General features: G+C 69.2%; 16 protein-coding genes and 1 pseudogene. 5 read left to right on the plus strand and 12 right to left on the minus strand.

From position 1 onward, the window contains the following. Positions 1 to 1,411: thioredoxin domain-containing protein (locus VE172_RS10240; protein ID WP_324800762.1), on the minus strand; the 1,411-nt coding region annotated here is incomplete at its 3' end. 422 nt (positions 1,412 to 1,833) lie between these two features. Between VE172_RS10240 and VE172_RS25415 the strand changes: the two are divergent. Continuing rightward, positions 1,834 to 2,445 (plus strand): annotated as a pseudogene (locus VE172_RS25415) (flavin reductase family protein); the annotation flags it as partial. Positions 2,446 to 2,489: 44 nt separating this feature from the next. Here VE172_RS25415 and VE172_RS10245 read toward each other — a convergent pair. Then, positions 2,490 to 3,053 (minus strand): TetR/AcrR family transcriptional regulator, encoded by a 564-nt coding sequence (locus VE172_RS10245; protein WP_324800765.1) that lies wholly within the window; start codon positions 3,051 to 3,053, stop codon positions 2,490 to 2,492. A gap of 65 nt (positions 3,054 to 3,118) precedes the next feature. On the opposite strand from VE172_RS10245, the gene VE172_RS10250 reads away from it, so the two are divergent. Next, entirely contained in the window at positions 3,119 to 4,336 is a 1,218-nt protein-coding gene (locus VE172_RS10250; RefSeq protein WP_324800768.1) for an MFS transporter, read from the plus strand. On the opposite strand, the gene VE172_RS10255 is transcribed toward VE172_RS10250, so the two are convergent. Further along, positions 4,318 to 5,232 carry a hypothetical protein gene (locus VE172_RS10255; RefSeq protein WP_324800771.1) on the minus strand — a complete coding sequence of 305 codons (915 nt, stop codon included), beginning with the start codon at positions 5,230 to 5,232 and terminating at the stop codon, positions 4,318 to 4,320. The two genes, VE172_RS10250 and VE172_RS10255, sit on opposite strands and share 19 nt — an antisense overlap. A gap of 167 nt (positions 5,233 to 5,399) precedes the next feature. Here VE172_RS10255 and VE172_RS10260 point away from each other — a divergent pair, with 167 nt between their 5' ends. The 3 genes from VE172_RS10260 to VE172_RS10270 are packed head-to-tail and all read left to right on the plus strand — an operon-like array spanning position 5,400 to position 7,960. Beyond that, positions 5,400 to 6,320, plus strand: a complete 921-nt coding sequence (locus tag VE172_RS10260; RefSeq protein ID WP_324800774.1) for an ABC transporter ATP-binding protein — start codon at positions 5,400 to 5,402, stop codon at positions 6,318 to 6,320. After that, positions 6,310 to 7,134: an ABC transporter permease gene (locus tag VE172_RS10265; RefSeq protein ID WP_324800776.1), complete on the plus strand. Its 825-nt coding sequence runs from the start codon at positions 6,310 to 6,312 to the stop codon at positions 7,132 to 7,134. The genes VE172_RS10260 and VE172_RS10265 overlap by 11 nt, the downstream gene beginning before the upstream one ends. Positions 7,135 to 7,144: 10 nt before the next feature. Further along, positions 7,145 to 7,960, plus strand: coding sequence for a hypothetical protein (locus VE172_RS10270; protein WP_324800779.1), 816 nt, complete (start codon positions 7,145 to 7,147; stop codon positions 7,958 to 7,960). Here the strand turns inward: VE172_RS10270 and VE172_RS10275 are convergent. The 9 genes from VE172_RS10275 to VE172_RS10315 all read right to left on the minus strand — a co-directional run bounded on the left by VE172_RS10275 (position 7,957) and on the right by VE172_RS10315 (position 16,811). Then, entirely contained in the window at positions 7,957 to 8,442 is a 486-nt protein-coding gene (locus VE172_RS10275) for an anthrone oxygenase family protein (RefSeq protein ID WP_324800782.1), read from the minus strand. The two genes, VE172_RS10270 and VE172_RS10275, sit on opposite strands and share 4 nt — an antisense overlap. Before the next feature lie 20 nt (positions 8,443 to 8,462). Further along, positions 8,463 to 9,734, minus strand: a complete 1,272-nt coding sequence (locus VE172_RS10280; protein WP_324800784.1) for an MFS transporter — start codon at positions 9,732 to 9,734, stop codon at positions 8,463 to 8,465. Beyond that, the gene (locus tag VE172_RS10285) at positions 9,731 to 10,330 is read right to left on the minus strand and encodes a helix-turn-helix domain-containing protein (RefSeq protein ID WP_324800786.1); all 600 of its coding nucleotides are present in this window, start codon (positions 10,328 to 10,330) and stop codon (positions 9,731 to 9,733) included. The genes VE172_RS10280 and VE172_RS10285 overlap by 4 nt, the downstream gene beginning before the upstream one ends. A 63-nt stretch (positions 10,331 to 10,393) precedes the next feature. Beyond that, positions 10,394 to 11,203, minus strand: coding sequence for a hypothetical protein (locus VE172_RS10290; protein ID WP_324800789.1), 810 nt, complete (start codon positions 11,201 to 11,203; stop codon positions 10,394 to 10,396). A 181-nt stretch (positions 11,204 to 11,384) separates the two neighbouring features. After that, the gene (atpD, locus tag VE172_RS10295; protein ID WP_324800794.1) at positions 11,385 to 12,821 is read right to left on the minus strand and encodes a F0F1 ATP synthase subunit beta; all 1,437 of its coding nucleotides are present in this window, start codon (positions 12,819 to 12,821) and stop codon (positions 11,385 to 11,387) included. A gap of 5 nt (positions 12,822 to 12,826) precedes the next feature. Next, on the minus strand, positions 12,827 to 13,762 hold the full coding sequence (locus VE172_RS10300) for a F0F1 ATP synthase subunit gamma (protein ID WP_324800797.1): 936 nt from the start codon (positions 13,760 to 13,762) through the stop codon (positions 12,827 to 12,829). 3 nt (positions 13,763 to 13,765) lie between these two features. Next, positions 13,766 to 15,400, minus strand: a complete 1,635-nt coding sequence (gene atpA / locus VE172_RS10305) for a F0F1 ATP synthase subunit alpha (protein WP_324800799.1) — start codon at positions 15,398 to 15,400, stop codon at positions 13,766 to 13,768. Positions 15,401 to 15,444: 44 nt separating this feature from the next. Then, positions 15,445 to 16,272: a F0F1 ATP synthase subunit delta gene (locus VE172_RS10310; protein ID WP_414715087.1), complete on the minus strand. Its 828-nt coding sequence runs from the start codon at positions 16,270 to 16,272 to the stop codon at positions 15,445 to 15,447. After that, positions 16,269 to 16,811, minus strand: a complete 543-nt coding sequence (locus VE172_RS10315; RefSeq protein ID WP_324800804.1) for a F0F1 ATP synthase subunit B — start codon at positions 16,809 to 16,811, stop codon at positions 16,269 to 16,271. The genes VE172_RS10310 and VE172_RS10315 overlap by 4 nt, the downstream gene beginning before the upstream one ends.

Genomic DNA, 16,811 nt, shown 5'->3' on the forward strand with positions numbered 1-16,811 from the left:
ACACCCCGGCGGCCTCCCCCGCCACCCCGTCCCGCGACACCCGCCGCAGCCGACCATCCACCACGTGCACGTCGGCCAACAGCCGCCCCGCCGCGACTTCTCCCCGCGCCACACCGGCTCCCCCGAGCCCCCTGCGCTTCGCGTACCCACACAACCCCAGGATCGCCAACCCGTTCCACGCCGCGACCACCTTGTCGTCGCGCTGCGGCTGCGGCCGTTCGTCCCGCGCCGCCAACAACCGCCGCCTCACGTCCGCGAACCACTCCATGTCCTGCGGCTCTTCGGGAAGCCGCAACACGCTCGTCCCGTGCTCGAACGTCCCCGCGTCCGACACCGCGAACACCCCCCGAGCCCACTCCCCGTCGCCGTCCCCCAAGACCTCGCGCAGCTGCGTCGGCGTCCACACATACGTCGCGCCCTCCACCCCCTCGGTGTCGGCGTCCAACGCCGACGCGAAACCACCCTCGGCCGTACGCAACTCCCGCGTCAAGAACCCGACCGTCTCGTCACACACCCTGCGCCACAACACATTCGGCACCACCGTATCCAGAACGCTGTACGTGTCCAGCAGCAAAGCGTTGTCGTACAACATCTTCTCGAAGTGCGGCACGGTCCACGTGGCATCCACGCTGTACCGCGCGAAACCCCCGCCCAACTGGTCGTAGATCCCGCCCCGCGCCATCGCCTCGGCGCTGCGCCGCACCACATCCAGCCCGTCCCTCTCCCCAGTGCGTCCACAATGTTCCAACAAGAACCCCAACGCGGGCTGCGTCGGAAACTTCGGCGCGCCACCAAAACCCCCGTTGCGCCCGTCATGCGCCCGAACGATCGCCGCGGCCGCGGCATCCAAGACGTCCTCCCCCACGGGCGACACGGGCGGACACGGCCCCCCGATCGGACACGCCACGGTCACCTCCGCCAACGGCGGCCCCGCCGCCGCACACGCCTCCACCACGGCATTACCCTGCGCCACAACGTCTTCCCGTCGCTCCCGCCACGCCTCCCCCACGGCCTCCACCAACCGCACGAAATGCTCACGCGGAAAATACGTCCCCGCGAAAAACGGCACCCCCTCGGGCGTGGCGAACACGCTCATCGGCCACCCGCCCTGCCCCGTCATCGCCTGCGTCGCCTCCATATACACGGCGTCCACATCGGGCCGTTCCTCCCGATCCACCTTCACCGGCACGCTCACCTCGTTCACCAACCGCGCCACCTCGTCATCCTCAAAGGACTCATGCGCCATCACATGGCACCAATGACAGGCGGCATACCCCACCGAGATGAACAACGGCACATCCCGCCGCCGCGCCTCCTCCAGCGCCTCGTCGCCCCAGACATGCCAGTCCACGGGATTGTCGGCGTGCTGCTGAAGGTACGGCGACGTGCTGCTCGCCAGACGGTTGGCCATCCACCCACCGTGCCACACAGCTCACGGTCGGCCAGCTGGTACCTCGGACGTGCCGATCAAACGACTGAGGCGCCCGCCTGCCGCACGGGCTCACGCCGGGGTCTGGTGTGCCCGTACATCAATCTTCGGAACCGAAAGTCGAACATCACGAACCGGATGGGGGCGCTGCCTTGCCCGGCGACCGTCGAGGACGCCCCTTCGCCTATGCAAGTCCCCGATGGATGGGGCGGGAGGCCCTGAGTCAGAAGACATTCTGGAACGTCAAGCGCCTTGCGTGACACCGCGCCATGAACGCTCAAGCAGACGTTTCTCGTTCTCGCGGCCGCCTTCGTGCTCCCAACCTCCCGTCGAGAACCTGCCAGCATTCGCGACGCGCGCCAAGCACAGTCGATAGCCGAGCAGACGATCGCGGAGGAATCACGATGCACATCAGCCCCGACCTCAAGGTCATGTACTTCGGCACGCCCGTGGTGTTGATCAGTTCGCGCAACCCCGATGGCGGTGTCAACGTCGCGCCGATGTCGTCGGCGTGGTGGCTGGGTGATCTGGCGGTGTTGGGGATGGGTGACAGCAGCCAGACCAGCGCGAACCTGCGGCGGGAGCGGGAGTGTGTGTTGAACCTGCCGTCGTCCGACATGGTGGACATTGTGGATCGTTTGGCATTGACGACCGGGAAGAGCGAGATCTCGCCGTATCGGGTGGAGCAGGGGTATCGGTTTGTGGCGGACAAGTTCGGGCATGCGGGGCTGACGGCGCAGGAGTCCGATGTGGTGGGTGTGGCTCGGGTGGCGGAGTGTCCCGTGCAGTTGGAGTGTCGGGTGGAGAGCCATAGCGCGGTCGGGGATGGGGTGAATGCGACCGCGTTTCATGTGCGGGTGGTGAAGGCGCATGTGGAGGAGAGGTTGGTGTTGCCGGGGACCGATCATGTGGATCCCGTGGGGTGGGATCCGTTGATCATGAAGTTCTGTGAGTTTTTTGGGGGCGGGCGGAATGTGTATGGGTCGCGGTTGGCGCAGGGGTGGCGGATGCCGCACGCGGGGGCGGGGTTGGAGGCGGCGCGGCGGGAGGCGGGGTCGGCTCAGTGCGGGTGCGCGCCGTTGATGGCGTTACGGGCGAAGCCCATCAGGTGTTCGCGCATTCCCTCGTCGGCGTCGTCGCCGACGAGGAGGCGGGCGAGCTGGGGCATGGCGGCGGGCATCAGGGCCATGCCGATCAGGCTGAACATCTGCTGGGCGAGTTCGCGGGAGGGTTGCGCGCCGAGGCCCTTGGCGAAGGCATCGAGCTTGCTGCGGCACATCTCGCGGCGTCTTTCGGTGCCGGGGAGGTCGCCGTCGCGGTAGCTGAGGGCCTCCCACAGGACGAGGCGCAGCACCTGGGGGTTGTCGCGGTAGAAGTCGTAGTGCTTGGCGACGAACTCGGCGGGGTCCGTCTCTAGCAGACGGATGGATTCGGCGAGCTGGGTCATGGACTCCTCGACCACGACGTCGAACAGGGCCTGCTTGCTGCCGAAGTAGCCGTAGATGCGCTCCTTGTTGACGCCCGCCGCCTTGGCGATGCGGTCGACGCGGGCGCCGGCGATGCCGTGTTCGGCGAACTCGTCGCGGGCGGCCGCCTTGAGGGCCTCCTTGGTGTCTGTTGCCATGGTTACAGCATAGCGTCCAACCGGTTGGTTGACGATCAACTGGTTGGTTGGGTAGCGTGTCGGGCATGACTATGACCGACGAACGCGACACCGCCGCCCCGGAACTCGCCCCCAAGCGCGCGAGGCTCCCCCGCACCCTGGCGGTCCTGACCGCGACGATCGTGCTGATCAACGCGCAGATCTACAACGTCATCCCGCTGTTTTCGACCCTGTCGAAGCAGTGGGACGTGTCGGCGGCGCAGCTGACCTGGCTGTCCAGCTCCATCGCCATGGGGTACACGGCGGGGTTCGTGCTGCTGGGGCCGCTGACCGACCGAGTCGATCGGCGCGCGATGCTGGTGTACGGCACCGCCGCCACCGCCGTGGCCACCCTGGCGGTGGCCGCCGCCGGCGGCCTGGAGATCGGCGTGGCGCTGCGCGGCCTGCAGGGCTTCACCGCCGCGGTGTTCGCGCCCGCCGCGTTCGTCAACATAGCCTCGACGGTGCCGCCGCGGCGCCGCGCCCTGGCGCTGAGCACCGTGGTGAGCGGGGCGCTGGCGGCGGCGGTGTTCGGGCAGGCCACCGGGCAGCTGCTCAACCAGGCGATGGGGTGGCGGTCGGTCTACATTGGCAGCGCGATCGCCCTGGCCGTCGCCGCGGTGGCGCTGCGGGTGCTGTTGATCGGCGACCCCGCCGCCCCGGACGGACGCGGGCTGCGCGAGACGTACCTGGCGCTGCCCCGGCTGCTGGTGCGGCGCGACCTGGCCCCGCTGTACGCGGTGACCCTGACCGCGCTGGGCGGGTTCGTCGCGGTGTACACCGCGCTGCAGATCACCGGCGGCATATCGAACGGGCAGCTGCTGGTGCTGCGGGTCGCCGTGCTGCCCGCGATCGTCGCGGTGCCGCTGGTCGCCACGTGGTTGTCGCGCTTCGCCTCCCACCACCGGGCCGCCGCCGCGACCCTGGTGTCGGCGATCGCCGCCGCGGCCGTGGCGCTGTTGCAGCCCGGCGAGGTCGGACTGGTGTTCCTGCTGCTGGCGTACACGCTGGGCGTGTCGGCGGCGGCGCCGGCCATCAACGAGACCATCGCCGCCCGCTCCGGCGCGCAGCGCGGCTCGGCGCTGTCGCTGTTCACCGCGATGCTCATGGTGGGCGCCAGCGTCACCCCGCCGCTGGTGGGCGCCGCGGCCGCGTCGGGCCTCGGCGGGATCTTCACCGGGATCGCCGTCGTGGTGGCGATCGCCGCGGCGGCCACCTGGTGGACCGGCGCGCGGCACGGCGCGGCTCAGGTCGAGGCGGCCTGAGCGGTACGCCGCCGCGCCAGGCCGATCACCAACGGAATCACGATCATCGCCGCCCCGATGCCCGCCATCCAGTACAGGTAGGTGTGCAGCGGGGCGGCGAACGCGTCGTAGTACGCCGTCCCCTTGTCCACTTGCGACCGCCCGTACCAGGTGCCGATCAGCACCGCCGCCATCGCCACCACCAGGGCGGCCCCGGCGACGATGACGACGAGCCTTCGGTTGCGCGCCAGGATGACCCCGGCGGCCAGGAGCACCAGCGCCACGATAGGCAGCACGATCCGCAGCACGTTGAAGGTGTCGTAGTAGCCGCGCGCGTCGGACAGCTTCTGAGACGAGTACACCGCCAGCGTCGTCCTGTCGTCGGGGATCGAGATGTCCTGCTTGAGGCCCGCGGCCCTCAGCCGCTTCTTCACCTGCGCGATGACGGGCTTCAGGTCGACGTTGATCGTGTCGTTGTCGACGCTGACCATGCCGTCGTGGTCGCCGCGCAGGATCGCCATCAGCGCCTGGTGGGCGACGGTGTTGATCTCCACCCAGGCGCGGCGGCCCGCGTCGCTGTCGACGAAGTCGTTCACGGTGTCGGCGACGAACTCGTCCAGTGAGGACTTCAGGGGGACGGCCAGCGCCTTCATCGCCTTGGCCTGGCGGGGTTTCATGCCCTCGGTGACCCGGTCGACGGCGTCGTCGACGTCGAGGCGCGCGGTGATCGCCGAGGTGAGCGCGTTCGCGATCTGATGGCGCACCGCGGGTTCGTCCAGCAGCGGGGTCACGGTCGCCAGGTATTCGTCGCGATCGACGACGGTGTCGTCGGCCCACACCAGCACCACCGCGGGCGTCGCGACGACAGCGGCCAGAATCACCAGCACGATCGACAGTCCATTACGGATCTTCCCCATGGGCGGAGCCTAGGCGGCGTCGGCGAACCGTCGCCGGCATTCGCGCGGCCCTCGGCGCGGCGTACATCCCCCGTCGCCGGACCGGGCCGTTCCTACCCCCGGGGCGGTACGCGGGAAGCCTCCGACGAGGCGATGTGCCGCCGACCACTTTTGGAAACCCTAAGGGCATGGAAAACAACCACAACCCGCCTCCGGTCCGGACGCGGGAACTCACGAAACGCTACGGCGACATCGTCGCCGTCGACAAACTGAACCTCACGGTGGAGCCCGGCGAGATCTACGGATTCCTCGGGCCCAACGGGGCGGGCAAGACCACCACGCTGCGCATGCTGCTGGGCCTGATCCGCTCCACCTCGGGGTCGGTGCGGGTGCTGGGCCGCGCGCCCGGCACCGCCGACCACCTGGCGAGGGTGGGCGCGCTCATCGAGGGGCCCGCCTTCTATCCGCACCTGTCCGGCGGCACGAACCTGCGGGTGCTGGCGCGCTACGCGGGCGTCCCGAAGACGCGGGTCGCCGAGGTGCTGGGCATGGTCGACCTGGAAAACCGCGCGGGCGACCGCTACTCGACGTACTCGCTGGGCATGAAGCAGCGGCTCGGGGTGGCGGCGGCGCTGTTGAAGGAGCCGCAACTGCTGATTCTGGACGAGCCCACCAACGGGCTGGACCCCGCGGGCATGGCCGACATGCGGATGCTGATCCGGCAGCTGGGCACCGAGGGCTGCACCGTGGTGCTGTCCAGCCACCTGCTGGGCGAGGTGCAGCAGGTCTGCGACCGGGTCGGCGTGATCTCGCACGGGCGGTTGATCGCCGAGAGCACCGTCGCCGAGCTGCGCGGCGGGCAACGGCTGCGCATCGACGTGGACAGTCTGGACGACGCCGCCCGCGCCGCCCGCGACCTGGTCGGCGCCGAGTTCGTCCACATCGTCGACGACGCGCTCGAGCTGGAAGTCGAGGCGGACAAGGCCGCCTGGGTGAACGGCGAGCTGGTCAACTGCGGCATCGCCGTCAGCCAGTTGCGTTGGCGCGAACGCGATCTGGAGCAAGTGTTCCTCGAGCTCACCGAAGGAGAACTGAGCCATGTGGGCTAGTACTGTCGCCGAACTCAACACCATGGTGCGCCGCGGCGCGAACTGGCTGATGCTGTCCATCGCCGTCGTCCTGATGCTCACCTTCGGATACGCCGTGCCGTACACGGCCTACCTGCGGGGCGACTCCGACTCCCCCGCCACCGCGCACATGCTGGACACGGTGCTGCCCGACCACCTGGTGGGCATCGCGATCGGCGGGCTGCCCTTCTTCACCGGCGCCATCGGGCTCATCATCGGCGCCCTGGCCGTCGGCGGCGAATACGGTTGGGGCACCTGGAAGACCCTGCTCACGCAGGGGCCGTCCCGCCTCACCGTCTACTCGGGAAAGCTCGCCTCGCTGGCCGTCGCCAACGCCGTGCTGGTGGGTTCCAGCTTCGCCTTCGGCGCCGCGTCCACCGCGATCATCGCCTCCGTCGAGGACAAGGCCGCGGACTGGCCGAGCCTCGCCGACCTGGCGACCGGATTCGGCGCGGGCTGGATGATCGCCATGATGTGGACGATGGCGGGCGTCGTGCTGGCCATCGCCACCCGCGGCGTCGCCATCCCGATCGGCGTGGGTCTGGTGTGGATGCTGGGGGTGCAGAACCTCCTGGCGGGCATCGCCGCGCCCCTCCTGGACTGGGTCGCCGACCTCCAGAAGTGGCTGCCGGGGCCCAATGCCGGGTCGCTGGCGGGGGCGCTGGGGGTCGCCAAGACGACGCCCGGCTACAGCGACATCGTGTCCTCCGGCCACGCCGTGGCCCTGGTGGCCGCGTACCTGCTGGTATTCGCCGCCATCGGTGGCGTGGTCCTGCGCCGCCGGGACGTGGTGTAAGTAAGGACGCATGATCCCGCGAGTGTTCGCCGGTGCCGCCGCGGTCGCCCTGCTGCTGACCGCGTGCGGCCACCGGCCGTCGGACGCGACCCACGGCCGCGCCTACCCGCTGCACACCCAGATCGTGGCCACCACCTTCTGGGTGGGCGAACAGTTCGACGCGCACCTGGCCGACGGCAGCCAGGTGTGCTCCACATACGACGACGAGTGGGCCCGCCACTGGTCGGGGATCGACCGGGGCGAGCTTCCCGACGACGCCGCGGGGTGCGCGGGCTCCACGGTCGGCGGCTGCGACGGGGTGTGGACGAAGGATCGCTGCGTCACCGAGAAGCGCACCGCCGCCCACCATTACTTCCCCACCGCCGCCGAGCCGCGCGAGAATCCCTTCTACCTGGACCTTCCGTACGACGATCTCAACGACCCCAAGGGTTTCGCCAAGCGCTGCGACGTCATCGGCTGGGCCCACGACAAGGGATACGACGGGCGTTGCGGCGATGAGACGTTCTCGTTCATGAAGAACCGCTGGGTGTCCATCAAGGGGCCCAACGGAAAGACCTGCTACGGCCAGATCGAGGACGCCGGTCCCTCGCACGACGACGAGTACCACGACGCGTCCTATGTGTTCGGACGGCACGACGCCCGCCCCGCCCAGCGCCACTTCAACAACGCGGGCCTCGACGTGTCGCCCGCCCTCAACGGGTGCCTGGGCTTCGCCGAACTCAACGGCGACAGCGACACCGTGGACTGGCGCTTCGCCGACGAGGAGGACGTGCCCGACGGTCCGTGGACGAGGGTCGTCACCGACTCGGGCGTGACCAGCGGCTAGGCGGCGGCGTAGGCGTAGACCGCCCAGCCCAACAGGACCAGGCTGACGACGCTGGCGAGGCCGCGGACCGAGTTCCAGCGGGTCCACTTGCGGCTGTAGGCGGCCCAGGTCTCCTCGTCGGCGGACGTGGAGGCGTCCAGCGCCAGGTTCATCGGGACGTTGATGGCGGCGGTGGTGGCGAAGGCGCCCAGGGCGTACACCGCGGCGGCGGCGAACGCGGCCACCGCGGCGAGGGTGGAGCCGGCGGCCAGCAGCAGGCCGCCCGCCACGACCGAGGCCAGGGGCGCGAGCACGAACGCCGACAGGAAGCCGGGGTTTTGGATGCGGTCGTTGATGCGGCGCATCGCGGCCACCGCCTGCGACGGTTCGATGCCGTCGAGGCCCGGCATGACGCCGGTGGAGAAGCCGAAGAACGCCCCCGCCATCAGGGCGGTGCAGATGCCCGCCACGGTCAGGGCCACGACGACGGTCACGGTTGCCATGGACGCCATCACTCCTCACGTCAGGTCGCCGGCGCGGGCTCCGGTTCCTCGGTGGCCTGTTTCGGGACGGCCGCGCCGTGGTTCATCTGGGCCCATTCCTTGCGCAGGCCCGGAACCAGGGTAACCACGAGATACGCCGCGCCGATGATCAACAGGGCCGGGGAGATCCCCGCCGCCGCGACCGCGGCGCTGCCCACCATGCCGCCGAAGGGAATGCCCGCCCAGGCCAAGGCCCGGGTCAGGGTCGACACCCGGCCCAGCATGGCCGCGGGCACCCGCTCGTACTGCACGGCGCCGATGATCGGGTTCAGGAAGCCCGAGGCCAGGCCGCCGACGCCGAAGACCAGCGCGACCACCCACAGCGGGGCGCCCATGGCCATGACGATGAAGCGCGGCACGCCGCCGAGCATGAATCCGACGATGTACACCAGCCGCCGCGGCAGCCGATGGCCCCAGGCGGCCGCGGCGAGGCTCGCGATCACCGACGTGGCGCCGAAGATGCTGATCATCAGGCCGATGGCCTGTGGTCCGTGGTCGAAATGCTTGGCCCACACGGGAAGCAGCACCGCGGTCCACGCCTGGTCCAGCAGGTTGGTCACGAACACCATGCCGATGATGGAGCTCAGCAGCCCGTCCTTGCGCAGGAATTCGCCGCCCTGGCGGAGCTGGCCGAGGTAGCCGGTGGGCCTGTCGGGTTCGGGCTCCACCTCGGGGTTGGTGACGAACAGCGCGACGGTCGCCGAGGCCACGGCGGTGAGCGCGGCGGTGATCCACAGGGCGTACACGCCGCCGACCGCGGCGATCAGCACGCCGGCGACGGCGGGTCCCACCGTGGTGGCGGCGCGCTCGATGGCGCCCGACAGGCCGGTGCCGCGCTCCAGCCGCATGCCCGCGGCCTTCGTCACCGAGGGGATGAAGATCGCCTTGGCGACGTTGGCGGGGCCGTCGGAGACCCCGACGATCGCGATGGCCACGAACAGGACGGGCAGCGACAGCACGCCCGCCAGGTGCAGCACCGGGATCACCGCCAGGCCGACCGCGGCGATGATGTCGCCGACCACGCTGACCCGGCGGGGTCCGATGCGGTCGATGATCGGCCCGCTCAACAGCTGCGCCACCACGTACGGGCCCATCTGGGCCAGGACGACGGCGCCCGTGGCGGCGGTGCTTCCCGTGCTGGTCAACACGAACCAGGGCAGCGCCAGCCCGAGCAGGCGGGCGCTGGTCCAGCCCGCGGCCATGGCCGACAGCACCGCGATCAGGCCGCGGCGGGTGGGTTTCGGGGCGCTCATGACTCCTCGGCTCTCGGCTCGAGGGTGGAGGAGTGCGGGAAGGCCTGGAACTGGAAGCTGACCAGCGCGGTTCCCTCGGGGGCGTCGGTCTCGATACCCGATCGGTAGCGCCTCAACAGCTCGGCGACCTCGGTCTCGAGCTTCTTGAGCTCGGCGGGGGTGAGCCGCAGCAGGTAGTCGCTCATGGTGGAGGCGTCCTGCCACTCCTCGGGCAGCGTGTCGCGCTCGTCGGCGGCGCTCAACAGCTTGTCGGCGTACACCTGCGCCACCGAGCGCAGGTAGGTCCCGCCGAGGTCCTGGTCGTCGCCGACGGTGGACTGGCTGTCCATCATGGTGGTCCAGTGGGCGGCCCTCCACCAGCGCTCGCGGGCGTTGCCGCGCTCGGGGTCCTCGACGATGAAGCCGTGCTCGGCGAGCTGGCGCAGGTGGTAGCTGGTGGCGCCCGAGTTGAGGCCGAGCCGCTGGGCCAGGCCCGTGGCGGTGGCGGGGCCCTCGGCGCGCAGCAGGCCGAGCATGCGGACGCGGATGGGGTGGGCGACGCCGCGCAGGTTGCGGGCGTCGAGGCGGACCAGTTTCGGGTCAGGGGCTTCGGACATGACCCGACCATACAACCACAAAGACCAATTTGCAAACGTATCTTTGCGAAGGCTCATTTGCGGTCACCCGAAGTCGACGCCGAGATGGCGCCTCAGGTGTGCCAGGGTCGCCTCCTCGAAGGCGTACGGCCACTCGCCGCCCGTCCGCTTCGCCAGCGCCCGCCCCCGCCGCAGGAACTCGGCGGTGAGGTAACGCTCGGCGGCGAGGATCTGCTCGCGGTCGGCGCCCGCGGCGGGAACCGCCTCCAGGCGGGCGCGCCGCTCGTCGTCCAGGAAGGGGTTGAGCCGCTTGGCGCCGCCCGAGCGATGGACCCCGCGCTCGGCGCACATCAACAGCGACAACAGATCCCGCCGCACGGCCAGTCCACTGTGTGCGACGACGTACTCCTCGCGGCCCAGCACGGTGACGAGCTTGCCGAGGAAGTACAGGAACAGGTTCACCACATCGGACGGAAAGTACGGCTCCCCGGGGGTGTCGTCGGGCATCCGCCGCCCGGGCAACACATCCCCGCGGCGGTCGAACAGCGGCAGCACCGCGTCGTACTGGTCGGGGTCGTATTCCGACAGCCCGTGGAAGATCAGGTCGACGTGGAGCCAGTCCGGCGTGATCCCCAGTCCCCCCGTCACTCCGGGAATGCGATCGGCGTGAACCAACGGCCCCGCGATCGACTCGATGAGCCGCGCGAAATCCCTCACGCCGCCGTCCACATCGGCGTCGGCGACGACGCAGTGCAGGTCGACGTCGGAGTACGCGTCGCCGCGCCCGCTGGCGTTGCTGCCGATCAGGTACACCGCGAGAATCCGCTCGTCCCGCGGCAGCACGGTCTTCGCGCGCTCGATCGCCGAAGCCTGTGCGGCAAGGAGGTCCGTCATGGAAGCCGACGCTACGCCCGCGGCACCAACGAACGTAGCCCCGCCCGACCATAGTGGCCGGACGGGGCTACGTGACAGCGCTTGGGCGACCGCCTTACTTGGCGGAGGCGCGCAGCTCCCTTGTTCTTGGGAAGCATGGCCTTGCGGTGCAGGTCTGGAAGACCTGCACCTCCAAGCCGCCCTATTTGGCGGAGGCGCGCAGCTCCTCTTCCTTGCGGTGCAGGTCTTCCAGACCACCGCACATGAAGAACGCCTGCTCGGGGAAGTGGTCGTACTCGCCCTCGGCGATCTTGCGGAACGCCTCCACCGTCTCCTTCACCGGGACGAACGAGCCGTCCACACCGGTGAACTGCTTGGCGGCGTAGGTGTTCTGCGACAGGAACCGCTCGATGCGGCGGGCGCGGCCCACGACCAGCTTGTCCTCTTCGGACAGCTCGTCCATGCCGAGGATCGCGATGATGTCCTGCAGCTCGTTGTACTTCTGCAGGATCCGCTTCACCTCGGAGGCGACCCGGTAGTGCTCGTCGCCGACCACGTCGGCCTCCAGGATCCGGGAGGACGACGCCAGCGGGTCCACCGCCGGGTAGATGCCCTTGTCGGACACCTTGCGCTCCAGGTTCGTGGTGGCGTCCAGGTGGGTGAAGGCCGTGTGCGGCGCCGGGTCGGTGTAGTCGTCGGCGGGCACGTAGATCGCCTGCATCGACGTGATGGCCTTGCCCCGGACCGAGGTGATCCGCTCCTGCAGCTCGCCCATCTCGTCGGCCAGGGTGGGCTGGTAGCCCACGGCCGACGGCATCCGGCCCAGCAGGGTCGAGACCTCGGAACCGGCCTGGGTGAACCGGAAGATGTTGTCGATGAACAACAGCACCTCCTGGTTCTGCACGTCGCGGAAGTACTCGGCCATGGTCAGCGCCGACAGGGCGACCCGCAGACGGGTGCCCGGCGGCTCGTCCATCTGGCCGTAGACCAGGGCGGTCTGCGGCAGGACGCCGGACTCGGCCATTTCGGCGATCATGTCGTTGCCCTCACGGGTGCGCTCACCGACGCCCGCGAAGACCGACGAGCCACCGAAGTTCTGGGCGACCCGGATGACCATCTCCTGGATCAACACGGTCTTGCCGACGCCGGCGCCGCCGAACAGGCCGATCTTTCCGCCCTTCACGTACGGCGCCAAGAGGTCCAGCACCTTGATGCCGGTCTCCAGCATCTCGGTCTTGGGTTCCAGGGTCGCGAAGGCCGGGGCCTTGCGGTGGATCTCCCAGTACTCGTCGGCCTCGATCTTCTCGCCGGGCTCCAGGTTCAGGCACTCGCCGATCGTGTTGAACACGTGGCCCTTGACGGCGTCGCCGACCGGGACCTTGATCTCGCCGCCGGTGTTGCGCACCTCGGTGCCCCGCACCAGACCGTCGGTGGGCTGCATGCAGATCGCCCGGACGGTGTTGGCACCCAGGTGCTGGGCGACCTCCATGGTCAGGGTCTTGGAGCCCTCGGCCAGTTCCACGTCCACCTTGAGGGCGAAGTAGATCTCCGGCAGCGCATTGCGCGGAAACTCCACGTCGACGACGGGTCCGATGACCCGGACGACGCGGCCGTTCTCAGTGCTTACCGCGGTAGTCATATTCCTTACTCACTTCCCGCCGCGGCCAGCGCACTCGCGCCGCCGACGATCTCGCTGATCTCTTGGGTGATCTCGGCCTGCCGGGCACCGTTGCGTTCCCGGGTCAGGGTCTTGATCAGGTCTTCCGCATTGTCCGTCGCCGCCTTCATGGCGCGCCGCCGGGCCGCCGACTCGGCCGCCGACGCGTCGATCAACGCGGCGTACACCCTGGTCGTCAGATACTTCGGCAGCAGCGCGTCCAGCAACGCTTCGGGTTCGGGCTCGTACTCGTACGCCGGGAGGATCAGGTCCGGATTGGATCCGGCCTCGACCTCCTCCACCTCCATGGGCGCCAGCTGCCGCGCCTGCGGAGTCTGGGTCAGCAGCGACACGAACTTGGTGTGCACGATATGAAGCTCGTCCACGCCGAGAATACCGTCGTCACCGGCGTGGTCATCCCCATCGTCGGCCCCGGAAACGAAGGCGGCCAACAGGGTCTTGGTGACCTCGGCGGCGTCCTCAAAGGAGGGTTTGTCCGAAAAACCCGACCACTGACCGGCCAGCGCGCGGCCCCGGAACTTGTAGTACCCGATGCCGCGGCGACCGGTGACGTACAGCGCCGGAGTCTTGCCCTCCTCGGCGAGCCGGGAGATCAGCTGCTCGGCGGTGCGGATCGCGTTGGCATTGTAACCACCGCACTGTCCCTTGTCGCTGGTCACCACGAGCACGCCGGCCCGCCGCGCGTTCTCGCGCGGCTTCAACAGCGGATGGTCGATGTTGCTGTTGGACGCCAGGGCCGTCATCACCTTCGTGATGGCCCTGGCGTACGGCAGCGACGCCTCCACTCTGGCCTGTGCCTTGGCCACCCGGCTGGTGGCCACCAGTTCCATCGCCTTGGTGATCTTCTTGATGGACTGGGTGGCCTTGATCCGGCGCCGCAGCACACGTAGCTGCGCTGACATGACTCAGCCCTTCCGAACGACGCGCTGCACCGACTCGGTCGCCTCGTCACCTTCGAGTGCCTCGGCAGGCGCCTCGTTGACGTTGACCTCGTCGGCGGCGCCCAGGAACATCTGCTTGAAGCGGTCGATGGCCGACTTCAGCGTGGCCACCGAGTCGTCCTCCAGCTTGCCGCTGTCGGCGATGGCGTCCAGCACGTTCTTGTGGTGGTGCCGCAGGTAGCCCAGGAACTCACCCTCGAAGCGGCGAATCTCGCCGATCGGGACGTCGTCCAGTTCGCCGGTGGTGCCCGCCCACAGCGCGACGGATTCCTCCTCCATCGGCACCGGCTGGGCCACGCCCTGCTTCAGCAGCTCGACCATGCGCTGGCCGCGGTCCATCTGGGCGCGGGACGCGGCGTCCAGGTCCGAGGCGAAGGCGGAGAACGCCTCCAGCTCGCGGAACTGGGCCAGGTCCAGGCGCAGCGAACCGGCGACCTTCCTCATGGCCTTGGGCTGCGCGGCGCTACCGACACGCGACACCGAGGTGCCGACGTTGATGGCCGGGCGCACACCGGAGTTGAACAGGCCCTCCTCCAGGAAGACCTGGCCGTCGGTGATCGAGATGACGTTGGTGGGGATGAACTGCGAGATGTCGCCGGCCTTGGTCTCGATGATCGGCAGACCCGTCATCGAGCCGCCGCCCATCTCGTCCGACAGCTTGGCGCAGCGCTCCAGCAGGCGCGAGTGCAGGTAGAACACGTCGCCGGGGAACGCCTCGCGGCCCGGCGGGCGGCGCAGCAGCAGCGAGATCGCGCGGTACGCCTCGGCCTGCTTGGACAGGTCGTCGAAGATGATCAGGACGTGCTTGCCCTGGTACATCCAGTGCTGTCCGATGGACGAACCGGTGTAGGGAGCCAGGTACTTCAGACCCGCCGGGTCGGAGGCCGGGGACGCCACGATGGTGGTGTAGTCCATGGCGCCGTGGGCCTCGAGCATGCCCTTGACGCTGGCGATCGTGGACGCCTTCTGTCCGATGGCGACGTAGATGCAGCGCACCTGCTTCTTGGGGTCGCCGGACTCCCAGTTCTTCTTCTGGTTGATGATCGTGTCGATGCAGACCTGGGTCTTGCCGGTCTTGCGGTCGCCGATGATCAGCTGGCGCTGGCCCCGGCCGATCGCGGTCATCGAGTCGATCGCCTTGATGCCGGTCTCCAGCGGCTCGAAGACGCTCTGGCGCGCCATCACGTTGGGCGCCTGGAGTTCCAGCTCGCGGGTGTCCTCGGCCTCGATGTCGCCGAGCTCGTCGATGGGGTTGCCCAGCGCGTCGACGACGCGGCCCAGGAACTTCTCGCCCACCGGCACCGACAACACCTTGCCGGTGCGCTTGACCTGCTGGCCCTCTTCGATGCGAGCGTAGTCACCCAGGATGACGACGCCGATGTCGCGGACGTTCAGGTTCTGGGCGATGCCGGTGGTGCCGTCGGCGAACTCCAGGATCTCATTGAACATTGTGGAGGGCAGGCCCTCGACAATGGCGATGCCGTCGCCGCACTCGGTGACGACGCCGACCTCTTCGCGGGTGATCTCCGGCCGGTACGACGAGACGTAGGCGTCGAGCGCGCTACGCACCTCATCGGAGGAGATGGTCAGCTCTGCCATCTTTAGTCAGTCCCTCGATTTCTCTTACTGTTGATCCGCCACGGCTAGCGCCGCGCCACCAACGCTTTACGGGCTTCGGAAAGGCGCCTGGCAACGGTGCCGTCGTACAGATCGTGTCCGATCTGGACCTTGATGCCGCCCACGACCTGCGGATCCACCGTGACCTTGGCGGACACGGGTTGACCGTATATCTCGGACAGCCTGCCCGCCAAGCGGGCCTCCTGCTCCTCGGGCAGCGGAGAGGCCACCGTCACATAGGCGAGGCGCTGCTCGCGCTTGGCGGCGGCACCTTCCACCAGTTTGGACAGTGCGTCGTCGAAGCCGCGCCCGCCGTAGCCGGCGATGGCGGCCTCGACCAACCGGATGGTGATCGGCTTGGCCTTGCCCGACAGCAGCGAACTCGCCAGGCCGGCGCGGTCGGCGACCGGCACGGTCACGTCGGACAGCGCCGACGACAGCGCCCCGTCGCCCTCGACGACCCGCTGGAAGCGGAAGAGCTCGTCCTCCACCTCGGCCAGCACGCCCTCGGCGGCACCGGCGGTCAGCAGCGCGTCGACGCCGACGACCTCCACGCCGGTGAGGATCTCGCCGGGGCTCGACCAGCGCTCGGCGACCAGCGCGGACACGATCTTCAGCGTGCCCGCGGTGACCTTGCCGTTCAACACCTGCTCGGTCAGTCGAGCGCGGTCTCCCGCGTCGCGGGCCGGGTCGGTCAGGGCGCGACGCAACCGCGGCTCGCGGGAGAGCAGCTCGCCCACGGCCAGGATCTCGTCGCCGACCTTGCGCAGCGTGTCGGGCTTGACGCGCTTGGCGTAGGCCGCCAACGCGTCCAACCCCGCCTGGGTCGCCTGCGGCGCGATGCCGGACATCAGCGCGACCCTGCCGACTCGGCGTCCAGATCGGTCAGGAACCGTTCGACGGTGCCGGAACGACGGGCCTCGTCCGCCAGCGACTCGCCGACGATCCGACCGGCCAGCTCGACGGCGATCTCGCCGACCTCGCCGCGCAGCTCGGTGAGGAGCTGCTGCCGGGAGGCGGCCAGCGTGTCGCGCCCGGCCGCGATGATGCGGTCGGACTCCTCGCGGGCCTCGGCGAGGATGTCGTCCTTGGCGGCGATCGCCTCGGCGCGAGCCTCGTCGCGGATGCCGGCGGCCTCGGAACGGGCCTCGGTCAACTGCTGCTTGTACTGCTCCAGCAGACGGTTGGCCTCGGCCTGGGTCTCCTCGGCGCGCTTGATGCCGCCCTCGATCGCGTCGACCCTCGCGCGGAAGGTCTGCTCCATCTTGGGGAAGACGTACTTCATCAAGATGAAGCACAGCACGGCGAAGGCGATGACACCGATGACGATCTCCTGCCACACGGGCACGATCGGGTTCGGCGCTTCTTCAGCCAGAATGCTCAAGTGCTTCAT

It is taken from the genome of Stackebrandtia sp., from assembly GCF_035643755.1.
GTDB lineage: Bacteria > Actinomycetota > Actinomycetes > Mycobacteriales > Micromonosporaceae > Stackebrandtia.